Here is an 18,890-nt window from a genome sequence, read left to right on the forward strand (position 1 = left end):
GTATTATTATTAAAATTTATAGGAGATATTGGCCCCAAAAGAAGTAGAAGTAAAGTTGGGATACAGATAGCCCTTCTCGTCGTATGCTCGTAAATTGAAAACATTGCTTACATACACTGATAGTCTGAACCCACTTAAGAAGTCTTTGGTAACTCTTAAATGAACATTATGAAGTGTTTTCTTATATAAACCTGAAAGTTTCTCATCCGAAGGCTTCAGGAACAAGTTCTGATATAAAGGATTGCTTCTCTCACTTTCAGGAATCATCTGTATTTCCCCATCAGACTTAAGATAACCTATCGGGTAAATATCATTAGCTCCTGTTAATTTTCTGTCTGAAAGAAAGTGATCTGTTCTAAGCCCTATGATAAGACCAGCTTTCGGCAAGTGATAATCAAAACTGAAACTCGCTCTGGCCATGGAACTTTTATTTCGGGTATCATTATAAATTCCGTATTCAAAGTTTTTATCTGAAATTTCCGGGGCTTTAAAGGTATACAATCCATCATCTTTACGCCCTGATGTTTCTACATAACTGGCATTGAATCCAATAAATAAATTAAGCGCCTCTATTTTTTTGAAATTCGCCATAAGTTCCAATCCTTTATCTACGGATTGATAACCATTAACAATTCGGTTCTGCAGATAATGAAACTTTTCTGTTCCAACGATTTCGAAAGTAGGAATTTCTGTTCCAACGATATTGACGTTTACTTTGGCTTTATTCATCGTCTTCAGAACGCTCATCGTAGTAAAACCATCAAATAATGTGTTGTAATAAGCAGTAAGGTTAAATGATCCGAAAGGTAATCTGTAATCTACTCCAATTTCAGTTTTCCAGCTGCGTGAAGGTTTCAGATCAGAATTGTCTCCTGGCGTAACAACCGTCTGCATAATGGCTGCAGAATAGTAACCCGGCAAACGATAATCTCCTAGCAGGAAGTCAAAATATCTCGGAGCAGTGTATAACTGGTTCAAAGATGGTGCTTTGGAAGTAAGCCCTACACCTCCTCTTACGGTAAGATTTCCTATTTGGTAAGAGGTATTAATCCTTGGTGAGTAAGTGGAATAAGAGTTTTGAAGATCATAACGCAACCCTAAATTAGCTCTTAAGATATTTTTGTTGGCAAAGGCTTTGGTAATATTATCCTGAACATAAAAAGCATATTGCTTGCTGGAAAATACATTATCACGATAATTATAATCTCTCATACCGTCTGAACCCTGCCCTGTTGATTTAAAAGTAGTAAACTGCCCTGCAGTTCCATATCGCCCTTTTCCGAAGTTATCTCCGTATCTGAAATTAGCTCCGAAACTATATGAATGTACCCATTTGGAAGCAGTCATTTTAGTTCCGTTTATACTGAAGTTGGTGTAAATATTAAGAGGTTTTCCGTCTGCAAAAGCCTGGTTTTCATAACTTGGCGGTGTGTAAGGGGCATAATAAACATCATTAACGGAAGAAGTTCCATAAGGACGTGCACCTTGATTCAGCCAATATCTACGTTCTGTTAACTGCGTTGCATAATTAATTCCGACATCTGCACTTATGCTTCTGAAAAAGGGCTTACGTCCGTTTCTTGCAAAGTTGTAAGAGATATTATTTCCTAATGAAAAGCTTTTATTATCTACATTGATGATGATTCCATTAAGATCATCCGGATCTTTTCTCCCTTTGCTCGTATTGGTAGAAAATGTAGCGGTAAGCTTATTACTGAAACCACTTTTTCCATGTGATGACCAAAGTACATTAAAATTCGTTCTGTCATATCCCACCAAGCTTGTTCGCGGATCAGAAAGTGAATTCATATAACTGACAGCCACGTTAAGCGCATTATTTTTATTAAGCCCGAAACCTTTGGTAAGACCCACCTGATAGGTTCCTTCTCTTAAAGAGGCATCAAGTCTGAGAGGTGAAGCCTTAGCTATGGTATTCACTTTAATAAGGCCTGAGGTAAGATCTCCGTATTTTGCATCAGGAATCCCTTGGATCACTTCAATACTCTCTATATTTTCAGTAGGAATTTCTCTTAAATCAACTCCATAATTGGGTTGCCCGGGAGTCAAATTTCCTGAATTACCTGAGACCGTAAAATCAATAGCAAAAGGACTGCTATTGGCCGAATTATAACTCTGCATATTCTCGTTGTTCGATAGCGCAATGTCGTTCACCATCAGCTGAACCCCAAAAGCTCTGTTTCCGAAGTCATCTCCGCCGGGAATCGTACTGGATCCAGTTATAGGCGAGCCACTTGCTGTTCTGAAAACGATATTTTTGAACTGGGTATTGTCGAATTGTTGTACATATTGCCCTGGCAATTGCTGTAAAACATCGCCGATAGAGAATGACTGTAAGTTTTGAAGAGCTTCCTGCTGAATGGAAATCTCGGAAAATTGTTTCTTTTTTGCAGTAAGCTGTACTCCTTCTATTCGGATTTCGGATTTTTCTCTGGATGAAATTTTAGGTGAAAGAATCTGCATCTGTAATTCTTCACCAGTTTTCATTATAATAGTTTCTTCTTTATTATTAGCGTTGAGGAAGGTAATTTGACATTTTCCTTTGAGAACCCAATAATTGTCTTTCTTAGAAAATTCTTTACACTCTTTCAGACCACCATTAAGAAGTTCTCCTTTTTTAAGCTCTCCATTATGATAAAACTCTATTTTCTGAGCAGACAAGAATCCGCCTGCCGTTAAAAAAACGGCACCCACTAATAACGATACTTTCACCTTAGAATATTTAGATCACAAAATTAATTATAATTATTCTAAATAAAAAAAGATATTTTGAAAATGTTTAAGTTATTTTTTCTTAAAACAAAATAATATGTACATACAATTCCCTAAATAAAGAATAAAATAACAATTTAATTATTAGCGAAAACAATAGAAATGATTTCAAAATAGTACCCTTCCCTCAAAAGTAAATCCAGGTCTGTCTATTTTTCACTAAATAGATTTCAAATAATTTAAAAAGATTTATATTTCATCAAAATGATTGATTCTGCCTCGTCAATCGGTTCAACTTCCTGAAAGTTAGCTTTTTTATAAAAGTGCTTAGCCTGTGTATTATCAGGAGATACTTCAAGAAATATTTCCAAATTATTATATCTTTTCAAAGCTTCTTTTACCGTTTCGTGAAGCAAATTCAGTCCGATATTTTTCCCCTGAAATTTCTTCTGAACATACATTTGATAAATATTCCCGATGTGGTCACTACTGTTTACAAAAGCACAAATGCCAATCAGTTCATTGTCGGCAAAAACACCTTGTACAAACTTATTGAAAGTCTGATTTTCAATATCATATTCAAGGGTCAGTTTTTCAATCCTTACACTTTCCTGATAGTTTGCTGAGAATGCTTCCGGAAATTCTTTTAAGCTTTCCAGTCTAATCCTGCGATACTCTTCGCTTTCTCTTGGTAAAAGAATTCGATACTCAATATTCATAAAAATATTTTAAACTAAGGTTTGATAAATATTTGATTTTTTCTCCTATAAATTTCGGGATATTATTTAAATAACAAAACATAAAAGCCCGCGGTAAACTTTGTTTACCGCGGGCTTAATTTATAATTAAATGTTAGTGTTTACATTTATTATTTCACTTCTTCGAAGTCAGCATCCTGTACATCTTCGCCACCTGCATTACCACCAGGGTTTTGAGCCCCAGCTCCTGCATCAGCACCTGGCTGTTGACCAGCAGCATACAATTCTTCAGAAGCTGCCATCCAAGCTGCATCTAACGCTTCAGTTTTAGCTTTTACGTCATCAACATTTTTAGCTTCGAAAGCGGTCTTCAATTCTGCGTGAGCTGCTTCAATAGCTGCTTTTTTATCAGCAGAAAGCTTTTCACCGAATTCTTTCAATTGTTTTTCAGTCTGGAAGATCAATCCGTCAGCTTTGTTGAAGATTTCAACTTCTTCTTTTCTCTTAGCATCCGCTGCAGAGTTCTCCTGAGCTTCTTTCTTCATTCTTTCGATTTCTTCGTCAGAAAGACCTGAAGAAGCCTGGATTTTGATAGACTGCTCTTTACCAGTTCCTTTATCTTTAGCAGATACACTTAGGATACCGTTAGCATCAATATCGAAAGTTACTTCAATTTGAGGAACTCCTCTTGGTGCTGGTGGAATATCCTGAAGATCGAATCTACCAATTTCTTTGTTATCGTTGAACATAGATCTTTCACCTTGTCCTACTCTGATGCTTACAGCTGGCTGGTTGTCAGACGCGGTAGAGAATACTTCAGATTTTTTAGTTGGGATCGTAGTGTTCGCTTCAATTAATTTAGTGAATACTGAACCCATTGTTTCAATACCTAAAGAAAGTGGAGTAACGTCAAGTAATAATACGTCTTTTACATCTCCTGTAAGTACACCTCCCTGGATTGCTGCACCAATAGCTACAACTTCATCCGGGTTAACTCCTTTAGATGGTTTTTTACCGAAGAATTTTTCTACTTCTTCCTGAATGATTGGGATTCTTGTAGAACCTCCTACCAAGATCACTTCGTCGATATCAGAAGTTGATAAACCAGCATCTTTTAATGCTTTAGCAACCGGCTCCATAGATCTTCTTACAAGATCAGCAGATAATTGCTCGAATTTAGCTTTAGTTAAAGTCTTCACTAAGTGCTTAGGACCTGTAGCTGTAGCTGTGATATATGGAAGGTTAATTTCAGTTTGTGGAGAAGAAGATAATTCGATTTTTGCTTTTTCAGCAGCTTCTTTTAATCTTTGAAGAGCAATAGCATCGCTTTTTAGCTCTACTCCTTCTTCAGCTTTAAACTCATCAGCCATCCAGTTGATGATCACATCATCAAAGTCATCACCTCCTAAGTGAGTATCTCCGTTTGTAGATAATACTTCGAATACACCATCACCTAAATCAAGGATAGAGATATCGAAAGTACCACCCCCTAGGTCATATACTGCGATTTTTTGATCTTTATGGTTTTTATCAAGACCGTAAGCTAATGCTGCAGCTGTAGGTTCGTTGATAATTCTTTCTACTTTAAGACCAGCGATTTCACCAGCTTCTTTAGTAGCTTGTCTTTGTGCATCGTTGAAGTATGCAGGAACAGTAATTACCGCTCTTGTTACTTCCTGACCAAGATAATCTTCAGCAGTTTTCTTCATTTTCTGAAGAGTCATTGCAGAAATTTCCTGTGGAGTATATTCTCTATCGTCGATTTTTACTTTTACCGTATCGTTTGGTCCTGAAACTACTTTATAAGGTACTCTTGAAACTTCAGAAGCATCATCTTTGAAGTGCGTTCCAATAAATCTTTTGATAGAGTAAACAGTTTTTGTTGGGTTCGTTACAGCCTGTCTTTTTGCAGGATCTCCTACTTTTCTTTCTCCGTCTTCTGTAAAGGCTACAATAGAAGGTGTTGTTCTTTTACCTTCTGCATTTGGGATAACAACAGGGTCTTTACCCTCCATAACAGCAACACAAGAGTTGGTTGTTCCTAAGTCAATTCCAATTATTTTACTCATAATATTTTATATTTTTTCTAATTTCTAATTTAATTTACACTCTCAATTTCTCAATATCTATACCATTCGAAGAATTGTGACAAAATGACACAATAAAAATAAAACCCCGATAAATTCGGGGTTTTGATTGGTATAATATGGAAATATTTTCATTATTTTTTGATGAACTTCATAGATTTCACGAAGTCTTTGCCATTGTAAGTTCTTACATAGTAAGTACCATTGGTAAAATCTTTCACATCAATTTTGTCTGTCTCATTCTTAATGAATGCTTTCTTCACAAGTCTTCCATCTGCACTGAAAATTTCAACCTCATTGATTGGTGCTAAAGGAGAAGCTATAGAAATATACTGTGTAGTAGGATTAGGGAAAAGGTTGATAGAATTTGCCTTTTCCACATCATTTACTGATAAAAATGCACAAGCGTTAGAGTTCAGTAAACTCGCTCTTGGCCCAGCCATTGTATTAGTCTTGATTGTTTTCTGATCATTAGTGAAAAATGCCATTTCTGTATCTGTCACATAATCCATAAAATTCATAAACATCGCTCCATTTGCTGTAGGGGTACACATATAGGTATTATCCGGGAAGACTTCGCCTCCATAATGAGCATCATTAATAGCTGGAGTATCAGCACAACCGTCATCATTATCAGGTGTTCCACATGCACTACCATCTTCACCCCATGGGTGTAGCAATCCAAAATAGTGTCCAATTTCATGGGTTGCCGTTCTACCTCCGTTATATGGTGCAACTGCAGCACCTGTCGTTCCGAAATATTCATAGCCTATAGCAAGACCATCTTCAGGAAACCCGGCAGCATCTGGCAAATAAGCCCATCCCAAATAAGGACTAGGCATATTTCCTACCCATATATTCAAATATTTGGTAGGATCCCAAGCTGTAAGCCCACTTGCCAAATAATAATTATCTGCAAAGTTAAAATTTGCAGCCACAGCTTTTCTCTCAATACCATTTGTTGCAGCTCCTGTAGGAGTTTTTGTTGCCAGACAGAAAGTAAGTTCCATATCTGCAGCATATGGCTTAAAAGCATCCGGAACGACAGAACTAAAATTAGAATTTAATTTTCTGAAGTCCTCATTAAGCACCGCTAGTTGAGATAAAATCTGTGCCTCCGAAATATTCTGAGCTGTACTTCCATAGAGAACATGGACAACAACAGGAATCGTTATGACCGTCTGTACATTTTTACCTGCTATATTATTCGCTGTATTCTTAGTAGTTAGATAATTTCTTAAATCTTGCTTCTTTGCCAAAGCCTGTGGATTTCTAGAATAGAATTCTTTCATTTTCAAGTCAGTAGCACATTCTCTCTGACTATATACATTGTTGGCCATTAGAAAGCCAACTGCCAATAGTAAATTTTTTTTCATGGAAATAATTATAAATAAGCAGCAAATATAACTATTCTTAAAAACAAAATTATGAAAATAAAAAACAATTTACATTATCAACATTATAAATACGTATATTTAATCAAATAAATAAAGGAAGAGAAGTATCAAAAAATCATTGTAACTCTAAATTTCATCATTTTTTATATTTCTTTAAATGAAACTTTTTTAGCAGTAATTAAGAATAAGATGACTTATAATAGTACATTTATTATGCATTCACTGAACTTTAAAAATTAATCAAAGTTTAACCTTAGAAATAGGGATAGAAACTACACGAATTATTATTTTTGATAAAATATACCCATTTATAATGTCATTACACTTTAATCCAAGAGATATTACATGGCTTGCCTTTAACGAAAGGGTTTTACAGGAAGCTATGGACGAAAAAGTTCCTTTACATTTAAGAATACGTTTCCTCGGAATTTTCTCCAACAATCTGGATGAGTTTTTCAGAGTGCGTGTTGCCGGATTAAAGCGTGCTATGGATTTTAAAGAAAAGGTGATTGCAGAATCTTTCTACCAACCGCCTTCCAAAATCCTTCAGAGAATTAATGAAGTAGTGATGAGACAGCAGCTCAATTTTGACAAAACCTGGAAGAAAATCCAGACTGAAATGGCTGATCATAAAGTTTTCATTAAAAACTCAAAGAACCTGACAACCCAGCAGAAAGAATTTGTAAGACAATATTTTGATGAAGTGGTAGAATCCAACGTGATTCCTATCCTACTTCACGAGAATACCCCTATGCCTTATCTGCGAGATAAAAGTCTTTATCTGGGAGTCGCCATGAGAAAAAAAGACTGGCAATATTCCAGCAACTATGCCATTATTGAAATTCCGTCAAGATTTGTGGGAAGATTTGTATTGCTACCTACGGAAGATCCAGAAGAAAAAAATGTAATGCTTCTTGAGGATGTGATCACCTTTAACCTTCCTCATATTTTCTCTTATTTCGGATACGATGAATTTGCGGCCAATGCTTTCAAAGTAACAAAAGATGCAGAATTGGATCTGGATAATGACATCAGAACCAACTTCGCAGAAAAAATAGAAAAAGGTCTTAAAAACAGAAGAAAAGGAAAACCTACCCGTTTTGTTTTCGATAAAGATATGGACAAAGCCTTGCTGGAACTTCTTATCAGAAAACTGAACCTAACCAAAAAAGACAGTATCATCCCTGGCGGAAAAATACATAACTTCAAACATTTCATGGACTTCCCTGATGTTTTTGAAACGTATGAAAGACCAGTAGAAAGAACTTCTTTTACGCACCAGGCTTTTGAGCACGGTGAAAGAGTTACAGATGTTATTTTAAAAGAAGATGTACTCCTTACCTTCCCATATCATAAATACAATCCAGTCATTGATCTTCTTCGTGAAGCCGCAATGGACCCTGATGTAAAGTCCATACAAATTACGGCCTACCGTCTTGCCAGCAGCTCAAAAATAATCAATGCGCTGATCTACGCTGCAAGGAATGGGAAAGAAGTAACCGTTATGCTGGAACTTCAGGCCAGGTTCGATGAAGAATCCAATCTGGAATGGAAAGATATGCTGGAACCGGAAGGAATCACCGTTCTTATAGGTCTTCCCAACAAAAAAGTACATGCAAAGCTTTGTGTCATCAAAAAAAGAGCCCACAACAAAACCATTCAGTATGGGTTTGTAAGCACCGGAAACTTCAACGAAAAAACAGCCAGAATCTATGGTGATCACCTTCTGTTAACAGCCGATCGTGGCATTATGGCAGACATCAATAAAGTATTCAATGTGCTGAAAAAACCAAAAGATGATTATCTTCCGGTTTTGAAAACTTGCAAGAACTTATTAGTTTGTCCTCAGTTTATGCGTGAAAAGATTGTGCATCATATTGATAAGGAAATTGAAGAAGCCAAAGCAGGAAGAAAAGCCGAAATCATCGTTAAAGTAAATTCACTGAGCGACAGATTACTGATTGAAAAACTATATGATGCAGCCACTGTGGGTGTTGTCATAAAGCTCATCGTAAGAGGAATATATTGCGCTGTGAACCAAAAGGAATTTAAAGAAAAAATAAAGGCTATCAGTATTGTAGATGAATATCTGGAGCACGCCAGAGTGATGTATTTTTACAACAAAGGAGCAGAAGACATGTACATTTCTTCCGCAGACTGGATGACCAGAAACCTGGATTACAGAATTGAAGCTGCCGCCAAAATTACAGACAAAAACCTCAAGAAAGAAATGAAAGATATTCTTGATATTCAGCTCAGAGATAATGTAAAAGCGAGAATTTTAGACAAAAGGCTGAGTAATGAATATATAAGAAATGACAAAAAGGAATGCAGGTCTCAGATTGAAACCTATCGATACTTAAAAGATAAGACCAGCAAAAAATAAAACACACTCCTGCAATAATTTTACAGGATTGCAGGATTTTGAAAAAAAAATTTAGATGATCAAATTTCTTGTTCCTGTTTTCATTTCTGCCGTTTTTGCCCATGCCCAGCAAAAGGCAGTATCCTCTTTTTCTATTGAGGAATATAAAAATATGCAGGATGAATACCTGAGAACGGTAATGGAGAAAAAAGATCAGCTGCTTTATCTTCAAAACCAATATTATTCTACACAAAAACTGGATAGTCTGCTAATAATCAAAGATCAGATAAAAAGACAGTACTGGATAGATAATGGTAAAAAAGCCGAAGAAATTACCAAAAAAGACATTTCATCCCTCAAAGATGAAATTCTTTTACCCCAATCCATTTTTAAAATACAAAATAATGGGAATACATTCTATTGTAACGGTTATGAATATGCACCTCAGCTTTTTATTCAGACAAAAGATGGAAAATCAATCAATTTTTTATTTCAAAACAATGAATATACAGAAGGGATACAGGATCATCATACCCAACTGACAACGGTAAATTTTTACTATCCAGACTATAAGCTCAAAAGAACCCACACTATATTTAAGAGTTCTCAAAATGTCGGAATATTCCGGCAATATGACAGCTCCGGAAAACTGATCAATGAAATTGATTGGGTAAAAGACTTTCCGGTTTCTGAAAAACAGGCTCAACAAATTGCTCAAAAGGAAATCCTGAGTTTTTTAACCCATAAATACAAAGATCATCCTGATGTCATTACAAATTTCAAAAAAAACTGAGGTAAAGATTTACAAAACGCTGTATGAAGATAAATTACCCATATGGTTATTTCAATATCATTATATAACAGGTGTCATAGATCCCAAAACAGGAAAACTCATAAAAATAACACAAGAAATACCAATTGGATGACCGCTCATATGAAAATATTTGTCTTTTTGGGGATCATTTTTTCCAGCATGGTTTCTGCGCAGAAATATAATCATACTGAAGAAGAAAGAGTTGTTGTAGATAATATGGTTACAAGCCAGAAATATGGCATTAAAGATATAAATGGAAACTGGGTTTTGAAACCTAGCTACTATTATATCGAAGACTTTTACGATGACGAACTTAATTTAAAAGATACCGTTGCCGTTTTCTACAACAGTACCTATTACAAAAACTCAAACATTTTCCTTGGGAATAAGGCCGGACTGATTTCCAACCGGGGAAAGGTTCTTATCCCTGATAGGTATGATCAACTCGTTTGTCACAAAGGCAACTGTGCCGCTTCTATAGATAAAAAAACTTATATCATTGACTATCAGAACAACAGAAAATCAAAACCTTTTGATGGTCAGGCAAAATATTACAGAGATTCCCTGCTGATTTTGGAACAGAAACAGAACCATTATTATGTAGAAAATCTAAGATCAGGAAAACTGGAAGGGCCTTTTTATAATGCAAAAATCCTTCAGGGTAAAGATGTATATTGTACCAGTTCTAAAGATGGAGTCAAATTTCACAAATTAAACGGTGAATTGCTATTGGAGTCTGACGAAATCTATTTCCAATACGATGATAATTTTTTTGCTGATGATGTATATATCGCCCATAAAGATCAGAGAAAGTTTTTCAAAAACTTAAAGGGTAAAAAAATGGCTCTCACCTATGACGATATTGAGATAAAAAACGGTGAAGTTTTTGAAATCTGTACAGACAGGCAAAACGGTGGCGACTATCATTATTGTCGCCAAAAAATGAAGTTTTCTATTTTTAATATTTTAAAAGGTCTGGGAGAAATTGACAATTTGGACGTAAATAATTCTTACGATATCAATTTTCCGGATAGCAGATACGATTCAGAAAACATCCCGCCCATTAATATCGTACGGAAAAATAACAAATATGCTTTTGCTACCTCAAAAGGGGAAATAATCAGTGAGTTTTATCCAGTTTTAAAACCCTCGTTTGCTGAAAACGAAGACACTTTTTATTTTGAAAAAAATACAGAAGGAAAAACCATAAGTGGAATCATAGAAAATGGTGATGAAACTTTAAAAACATCAGCCAAAGTAATCGATTTTTACGGAAATCAAATGCTGATATTTGAAAAGGAACAAAACCAATACAAAATAATTTCGAAAGACAGAGAGATTATTCTTAAAGAAAATCCAGGCCCCTTAAAGTTTGTCGGAGTACCTTTGGAATCACAACTCTATACTTTTGAAAGCAACAACTCCTTTTTTACAGTAAACAGCAAAGGTAAAATCAGGCAGACCAAGTTCCAGGGACTCAGCAATTTTTACAAAGGATACGCTTTTGCTTTAGAGAAATCCGGAGAAGCATTAATCGTCAACGAAAAGCTGAAGGTTGTAAAAATACTTCCCAATTTAAAATACATTTATAACAAGCTGGAAATAGACCCGAACGGAAACATCGTCCTGGAGAACAAAAACAACTCTGATAACCAATTTATTATCAATTATAAAGGGGAAATAATTTTAGATAAAAATAATGCAGAGATCAAACGTATAAACAATTACCTTTATCGCATCAACAATACCAGGTATTACCGTGGTGGGTATACATTTGTAGATAAAGACGGAAAATCATTTTATGATTACGGAGAAAACCTCAAAAACAGCAGAATTTTCAGAAAGAAAAATTATTTTTATATCATGGTAACCCTCAAAGACGGGCCTCCTTATTTTTATTTTTTTGATAATTTTGGGAAATTTTTGGGTAAAGACTTACCTTTATATAAGCAATCTATAAAAGACTATTAAAAATATGAAGATAGCAGCAATAGACATAGGAAGTAATGCGGCACGCCTTCTCATCAATGAAGTTAAAATTAATAATAAAAAACCTGAATTCATCAAACTCAATCTTCTGAGAATTCCTCTGAGACTGGGAATGGATGTATTCACCATCGGAAAAATAGGTCCGGAAAGAGAAAAAATGGTCATCGATTCCATGAAAATCTTCAGTGATCTGATGAAAATCTACAAAGTAGACCATTACAGAGCCTGTGCAACAAGTGCGATGCGCGACGCTGCTAATGGAAACGAAATTATCAGTCAGGTTTTGGAGACCTCAGGAATCAATATTGAGATTATTTCCGGTGATGAAGAAGCTACCTTAATCTATGAAAATCACGTAGCAGAAGGGCTTGATAAAGAATTCGCCTACCTATACATTGACGTAGGAGGAGGTTCCACCGAGCTTACATTCTACGAAAACGGAAAAATGGTCTACGAAAGGTCTTTCAATATCGGGACTATCCGCCTTCTCAACAATCTTGTCACCCTGGATAACTGGAAGGAAATGAAAGACGAAATCAAGAAACATATCGTCAGCAAAAAACCAATTCTGGCCATCGGTTCGGGAGGAAACATCAATAAGGTATTTTCCATGAGTAAAACCAAAGACGGAAAGCCTATGTCTCTGGCTCATCTCAAAAAGGTTTATAAAGAATTCAATGAACTTTCTGTGGAACAAAGAATGACCAACTACAGCCTTAGAGAAGACAGAGCAGATGTTTTAGTTCATGCTTTGAATATTTTCAACAACGTCATGTCATGGTCGGATATCAATAAAATATTTGTTCCGAAAATTTCAGTAGCAGATGGATTGATCCAAAATATTTACAGCAAATTACAGCACAAAAAATAATTCCTACATTATAATGATTTAAAACCGGGCCTCTATTCTGTCCGGTTTTTTTATTTCTAATTTTCTTTCTTACATTTAAAGTAAAACTTCCGTCTCATCCGTCATAACAATATCAATAGCAAAAAAATGAACTCAATCAAAATAATTATTACAGGAGCTACAGGAATGGTAGGAGAAGGTGTTCTGATGGAATGTCTGGAAAACCCTAACGTTTCCGAAATACTGAGTATCAGCAGAAAGCCTTCAGGAAAAAACCATCCCAAACTGAAAGAATACCTTGTTTCCGACTTTTTATCCATCGATATGAATGATGAAAAACTGAAGGGCTATGACGCTTGTTTTTTCTGCGCAGGCATTAGCAGTGTTGGAATAAATGAACAGGATTATACCAAAATTACTTATGATACAACCCTTCATTTTGCCAAAGCTGTATTGCATCAAAATCCGGAAATGGTATTCAGCTATGTTTCCGGAGCACATACAGACAGTACAGAAAGCGGAAAGATAATGTGGGCAAGGGTAAAAGGCAGAACAGAAAACGCTTTGAAAAAAATGGGCTTCAATGGAGCTTACAATTTCAGACCCGGATTTATGAAACCTGTTGACGGACAAGTAAATGTAAAATGGTTTTTCAAACCTCTTATTTGGCTTTTCCCTGTTTTTTTACCAACAAAATCACTAACTTTACACGAAGTGGGGAGAGCAATGATCAATGTTACCCAAAAAGGATACCCTACAGCAACTTTAGAAATCAGAGATATTAAAAATTTAGCGATATGAGAGATATGTTAAAAAGGATCGTTCTGGTTATTTTTGTACTCTTGCTTCTGACAGCCGTTTCAGGATATTTTTATATGCAGAAACATCCACTGGAAGGAAGCAAGACAGGAAAAATGTTGAATTTTTCCGGAAAGCCTTCAAAATAATCCGATTTCCTGAAAACACATTCGTAGAACAATTATTATTTTATCTTTTATAAGAAACAAACCTATTTTTTAAACATTTCTTAAAACTCCATTAAAGTAGTTGCTAAACATAAAGCTCATTTTTGCATTTATCTAATAAAAGTTAAAAATGATCAACAACTACCTATTAAAAGGGTCTGTGATTGCCGCATTCTTTTTCCAAAGCGGTCTTTTCGGACAGACACTGATTCATTATTGGAATTTTAATGACAATTCTTCCGCAACATCTGTTACCACACCATCCTCTACCCTGGTGAATGGTTCATTTTTGCCTATTGCCGGCGGTACCAGTGTTGTTGATTTTGCCAACGGTACTGGGCAGAACTTTAATGTTGATAATTTAAATGCCAGAAATGGAGATCCTTCAGGAAGCCATCTGAGATTTAATAACCCGATTGGAGGTGCATTACAGTTTAATCTTCCAACAACGGGATACAATAATGTGATTGCCAAATTTACCACCAGAAGGTCTGCGCAGGGAGCAGGAACCCAAACATGGTCTTATTCTATCGATGGAACCAATTTCATTCAATATCAAGCTGTAAATCCTCAGGATGCTAATCCACAACTTATCACATTTGATTTTTCGACAGTTTCTGGGGTATCCAATAATCCTAATTTTAAATTAAAAGTAGAATTTTCGGCTACGGGAGGAGGAACTGGGGGTAATAACCGTTTTGACAATTTCACCGTGGATGCCACACCGACTGGGACAGTTGACACAACACCACCAACTGTTGCTTATCTACCTTTAAACAATACCAATAACGCTTCCGTTACGATAAACCCTACTCTATCTTTTAATGAAAATATAAGATTGATAGATAATTCTGCCATCAATAGCTCCAATGCACAGAATCTTATTGAATTCAGACTTGGAAATTCCACAGGTATGCAAGTTCCTTTTACGACCATTTTCACGAATAATGTCATTACTGTCATTCCAACCTCAACTTTGATTGCCGGACAATCGTATTATCTGGCTTTGAAACCTAATACTGTGGAAGATTTCAGTGATAATGCCGTAACTGCAACGACCTCTACAACCTTTACAACGGCAGGAACTTCTATTTCGCTGGACAAGAATTTTATTAAAGTGAATGAGAATGCAGGAAATCTTGCCTTTAAAATCAATATTGCCAATCCGTCCAATGCTACGGTTAATCTGGTGGTAAAACCAACTCCTTACAGTACGGCAGACAGCAACGATTTTACACTAGCCAATCAAACAATTACCATTACTCCTTCCACAACAAGCTATACTGTTAATATTCCTATTATTGATGATAATCTGGCAGAACAACAGGCAGAATATTTTGTAGTAAGCCTGGAAAATCCTGTGGGAGCAACGATTTCAGGAGACAATTCTGCAACAGTTTATATTGTTGACAATGACAAACCGGCTCCTGTTCCTTCCAACCAGATTCAGTTGAATTATATAGGAAGTTTTGATCCTTCAGGAAACAACAACAGCTCTACGGAAATTGTAGTACACGATGTTTCCACTCAAAGACTATTTACCATAAGTTCTCTTACAGATGTTTTTGATATTATTGATTTCAGCAATCCAACGACTCCTTCAGTAATAAAGACTGTAAATATGGCAGCGTATGGAGGAATCACAAGTATTGCCGTAAAAAATGGAATTATTGCCGCAGCCTCTCCTAATGCGAATCCTCAGCAAAATGGATCTGTTGTATTTTTTGATATCAACGGAAACTTCCTTAAACAGGTTACTGTTGGCGCTTTACCGGATATGGTTACTTTTTCACCGGACGGAACAAAAGTGGTTACAGCCAATGAAGGAGAACCCAATGATGCTTACACAATAGATCCTGAGGGAACCATCAGTATCATTGATATTTCAGGAGGTATTGGAAGTCTTTCACAAAGTAATGTGACCACCCTTAATTTTAATAATTTTGATTCTCAACTGGCTTCATTAACGGCTACAGGTTTAAGAAAAGTAAGAACCAATAACACCCTTTCTCAGGATCTGGAACCAGAATATGTCACCATCAGTGCAGACAGCCAGAAAGCCTGGGTAACGCTTCAGGAAAACAATGCTATTGCAGAAGTTAATCTTGCCACCAAAACCATTACAGGAATCTGGGGATTGGGTAAAAAAGACATGAGCCTTCCAGGCAATGGGTTTGATGCTTCGGATAATAATGGAGAAGTTTTAATCGCCAACTGGCCGGTAAAAGCTTATTACATTCCAGATGCTGTACAGAATTATAAAGTAGGCAATACTCATTATATCGTAACAGCTAATGAAGGTGACGAAAAAGACCTTTCCGGATTCAGCGAAAGAACGACAGTAGGCGCCAGTACTTATATACTAGATCCGGCAATTTTCCCACAATCTGCGATGTTAAAAGCATCTTATAATTTAGGAAGATTCCGGGTTTCTTCTGCAACAGGAAATACAGACGGAGATTCAGATTTTGAAGAAATGGCAGCTTTGGGAGCCCGTTCATTTTCTATTTTCAATGCAGATACGAAACAGATTGTTTACGATAGTGGAGATCAGTTTGAAAGATATATTGCAGCCAACCATCCCTTAATTTTTAATGCTGATAATGAGTCTAATGCTGTAAAAAGCAGAAGCCGTGCAAAAGGTCCTGAACCGGAAGGGGTGGCTTTAGGAACAATTAGTGGACAAACATATGCTTTCATTACGTTAGAAAGAACCGGAGGAGTAATGGTTTACAACATCACAGATCCTAACAACCCAACTTTCACCGATTATAAACATTCTAGATCTACTTCCGCCTATGGTGGAGACAATGGACCTGAAGGAATTATTTATATCGCTCCGGAAAATACAACAACTAATAAAGGCTACGTGATTATCGCGAATGAAATTAGTGGAACTTTATCCATGTATGAAGTAGCATTACCTCCTACTTTAGGTACAGGTGAAATACAATCTGAAACAGCCACCTTCAATGTATTTCCAAATCCTGTTAACAAAGGAAATGTATTGTACTTCAACAGAAAGCAGGATTATGAGCTGTACGATATGTCCGGAAAACTAATCGGAAAAGAAAAAAATGCTTTAACAATCAATACTTCTACCCTCTCTACAGGAGTTTATCTTGTAAAAACTTCTGAGGGACAGGTAAAAAGAGTGATTGTAAAGTAGAATATATTATTTAGTTGATTGAGAAAGCTTCGGTAATTCCGGAGCTTTTTTATTATTGAAAAATTGAGTAGTTTTAGATTCTTATAAAACCCATGAAAGCACAATTAGAAAGCATCATTCACCAAGTCTGGCAAAAGGAAAAACGAAATCTATTTACCTTTCTTACCGGAGCAGGAATTTCTTCCGACAGTGGTATTCCTACTTATCGGGGTATTGATGGAATTTGGGTAAAAGGAACTCAGTTTCATAAGCCGGAAGAGTTTGGAACTTTACGGTATTTTAAGCAACACCCAGAGGAAGTTCTTCAATATTCGCTCTTCAGAAAAAAAATGTTTGAAGAGTCCTCTCCTAATAAAAGCCACATTGAGCTGTCTGCTATTGAACGTAAGTTACAGAACAGATTCCATTTGATCACTCAAAATATTGACAATCTTCACCGTCGCTCCGGAAACCAGAGAATGTATGAAATACATGGAAATAACCGGGAAATCAAATGTTCAAACGGATGCAAAGAAATTCTTCTTCTTCCCCAGGAAATAAAAGGAAAAGATCTGAGTGAAGATCTTACAGACCGCGACAAAGAATTATTAACCTGTACTCAGTGCGGCCATTGGATGCGCCCCAATATTTTATGGTTTGATGAATATTATAATGAGAAAACTCATAAAAGGTTCAGCGCACTGAAGATTGCAAAAAATAGCGGAGTTCTCTTTATTGTCGGGACTTCAGGAGCTACAAATCTTCCCATTGCTATTACAGAAACAGCCCTAAAATACGGTGCTTTTGTAGTAGATATTAATATTGAAGACAATAACTTCACAAACTTAATCAGGAACAAAAAAAATTCCTTGATCATCAGGGAAAAATCTACCGATGTACTTACAGTGATTCATGAGATTATTGATGAATTGATCCTGTAAAGGTTCGGAACAATTCTAACGATTAAAAACAGAGAAGATTTTTTTATATATTTACCCCAATAAAAAAACCAATTCACAATGAAAAATATTAGAACAGTAGCCGTTCTGGCTATCTTACTATTCACAACAGGTACAGCATTTTCTCAATCCAGAAAAACAGAATCGGCAAAAGGAGTAGAACAAACGGATAACTCTAAAATGATAAAAGTAGAAGGAATTGGCCATAAACTGAACTATAACCTTAAAGGAGGAAATGTAGAAGTGGAAGGTGGTGATAATACTTTAACCATCAAAGGAAGTGCTAAAAAGGTTTCTGTTTCCGGGACTGGTAACAAAGTGTATATCGACAGTGTAGACAAAATTTCTATAGAAGGAGGCAATAACACCGTGTATTACCGAACTTCCGGAACAAAATCAGGAAAACCGGACGCTGCTCTTACGGGAGTGGGAAATAAGGTGGTGAAACAATAAAAATCTAAATCTTTATATTATTCTGATCATCAATAAACCTCACAGGTTTTAAAAATCTGTGAGGTTTGGCTGATAACTTTCTTCTTTTAATGTAAACAAAAAAAAGACAGCCCCTAAAAAAGGCTGTCTTCAAAAAATATCTTCTATGTAGTTCTTACTCTACATTTACTACTTTTTCAATCTCCGGAGCGTGTTGTTTGATCGTATTTTCAACGCCCAATTTCAGGGTTGAAAAGTTTAATGAACATCCGGAACAGTTTCCCAAAAGCTTTACAAAAACCTGATTATCTTTCACATCAATAAGCTCGATGTCACCTCCGTCTTTATTCAAAAACGGTCTGATGCTTTCCAGAGCTTCCATTACTCTTGTTACTGTATCTTCGTGCGTTATGTTTGTTTCCATATTTTTTTCAGTTCAATTCGGTTTTTTCCAAT

Annotated in this window: 14 protein-coding genes; 9 read left to right on the top strand and 5 right to left on the bottom strand. The window is 36.0% G+C overall.

The window, feature by feature from the left end; translation table 11 throughout:
* Nucleotides 1-9: 9 nt before the first annotated feature.
* The 4 genes from ACQ76T_RS16780 to ACQ76T_RS16795 all read right to left on the bottom strand — a co-directional run bounded on the left by ACQ76T_RS16780 (nt 10) and on the right by ACQ76T_RS16795 (nt 6,891).
* Complete coding sequence (locus ACQ76T_RS16780) at nt 10-2,730, bottom strand: TonB-dependent receptor plug domain-containing protein (RefSeq protein ID WP_431344416.1); 2,721 nt, start codon at nt 2,728-2,730, stop codon at nt 10-12.
* Nucleotides 2,731-2,969: 239 nt separating this feature from the next.
* Nucleotides 2,970-3,449, bottom strand: a complete 480-nt coding sequence (locus ACQ76T_RS16785) for a GNAT family N-acetyltransferase (RefSeq protein ID WP_431344417.1) — start codon at nt 3,447-3,449, stop codon at nt 2,970-2,972.
* Between the two features lie 149 nt (nt 3,450-3,598).
* Nucleotides 3,599-5,497 (bottom strand): molecular chaperone DnaK, encoded by a 1,899-nt coding sequence (dnaK, locus tag ACQ76T_RS16790; RefSeq protein WP_431344418.1) that lies wholly within the window; start codon nt 5,495-5,497, stop codon nt 3,599-3,601.
* 152 nt (nt 5,498-5,649) lie between these two features.
* The gene (locus ACQ76T_RS16795; protein ID WP_431344419.1) at nt 5,650-6,891 is read right to left on the bottom strand and encodes a M43 family zinc metalloprotease; all 1,242 of its coding nucleotides are present in this window, start codon (nt 6,889-6,891) and stop codon (nt 5,650-5,652) included.
* A gap of 334 nt (nt 6,892-7,225) precedes the next feature.
* Between ACQ76T_RS16795 and ppk1 the strand changes: the two genes are divergently transcribed.
* The 9 genes from ppk1 to ACQ76T_RS16840 all read left to right on the top strand — a co-directional run bounded on the left by ppk1 (nt 7,226) and on the right by ACQ76T_RS16840 (nt 18,455).
* Nucleotides 7,226-9,298, top strand: a complete 2,073-nt coding sequence (gene ppk1 / locus ACQ76T_RS16800) for a polyphosphate kinase 1 (RefSeq protein WP_431344420.1) — start codon at nt 7,226-7,228, stop codon at nt 9,296-9,298.
* Nucleotides 9,299-9,353: 55 nt separating this feature from the next.
* A complete protein-coding gene (locus ACQ76T_RS16805; protein ID WP_431344421.1) occupies nt 9,354-10,070 on the top strand; it encodes a hypothetical protein in 717 nt (238 codons plus the stop codon).
* A gap of 141 nt (nt 10,071-10,211) precedes the next feature.
* The gene (locus ACQ76T_RS16810) at nt 10,212-12,062 is read left to right on the top strand and encodes a hypothetical protein (protein WP_431344422.1); all 1,851 of its coding nucleotides are present in this window, start codon (nt 10,212-10,214) and stop codon (nt 12,060-12,062) included.
* Nucleotides 12,063-12,066: 4 nt separating this feature from the next.
* The gene (locus tag ACQ76T_RS16815; RefSeq protein WP_431344423.1) at nt 12,067-12,951 is read left to right on the top strand and encodes an exopolyphosphatase; all 885 of its coding nucleotides are present in this window, start codon (nt 12,067-12,069) and stop codon (nt 12,949-12,951) included.
* 126 nt (nt 12,952-13,077) lie between these two features.
* Nucleotides 13,078-13,731, top strand: a complete 654-nt coding sequence (locus ACQ76T_RS16820; protein WP_431344424.1) for an NAD-dependent epimerase/dehydratase family protein — start codon at nt 13,078-13,080, stop codon at nt 13,729-13,731.
* Nucleotides 13,728-13,877, top strand: coding sequence for a hypothetical protein (locus tag ACQ76T_RS16825; protein ID WP_422693683.1), 150 nt, complete (start codon nt 13,728-13,730; stop codon nt 13,875-13,877). The genes ACQ76T_RS16820 and ACQ76T_RS16825 overlap by 4 nt, the downstream gene beginning before the upstream one ends.
* 148 nt (nt 13,878-14,025) lie before the next feature.
* Entirely contained in the window at nt 14,026-17,064 is a 3,039-nt protein-coding gene (locus tag ACQ76T_RS16830) for a choice-of-anchor I family protein (protein WP_431344425.1), read from the top strand.
* Between the two features lie 92 nt (nt 17,065-17,156).
* Nucleotides 17,157-17,984 (top strand): SIR2 family NAD-dependent protein deacylase, encoded by an 828-nt coding sequence (locus ACQ76T_RS16835; protein ID WP_431344426.1) that lies wholly within the window; start codon nt 17,157-17,159, stop codon nt 17,982-17,984.
* Between the two features lie 78 nt (nt 17,985-18,062).
* The gene (locus ACQ76T_RS16840; protein ID WP_431344427.1) at nt 18,063-18,455 is read left to right on the top strand and encodes a DUF3060 domain-containing protein; all 393 of its coding nucleotides are present in this window, start codon (nt 18,063-18,065) and stop codon (nt 18,453-18,455) included.
* Nucleotides 18,456-18,609: 154 nt separating this feature from the next.
* Here the strand turns inward: ACQ76T_RS16840 and ACQ76T_RS16845 are convergent, their stop codons facing one another.
* Nucleotides 18,610-18,858: a NifU family protein gene (locus ACQ76T_RS16845; protein WP_045500144.1), complete on the bottom strand. Its 249-nt coding sequence runs from the start codon at nt 18,856-18,858 to the stop codon at nt 18,610-18,612.
* Between the last annotated feature and the right edge of the window lie 32 nt (nt 18,859-18,890).

Source organism: Chryseobacterium sp. JK1 (assembly GCF_050632815.1).
Classification (GTDB): Bacteria; Bacteroidota; Bacteroidia; order Flavobacteriales; family Weeksellaceae; genus Chryseobacterium.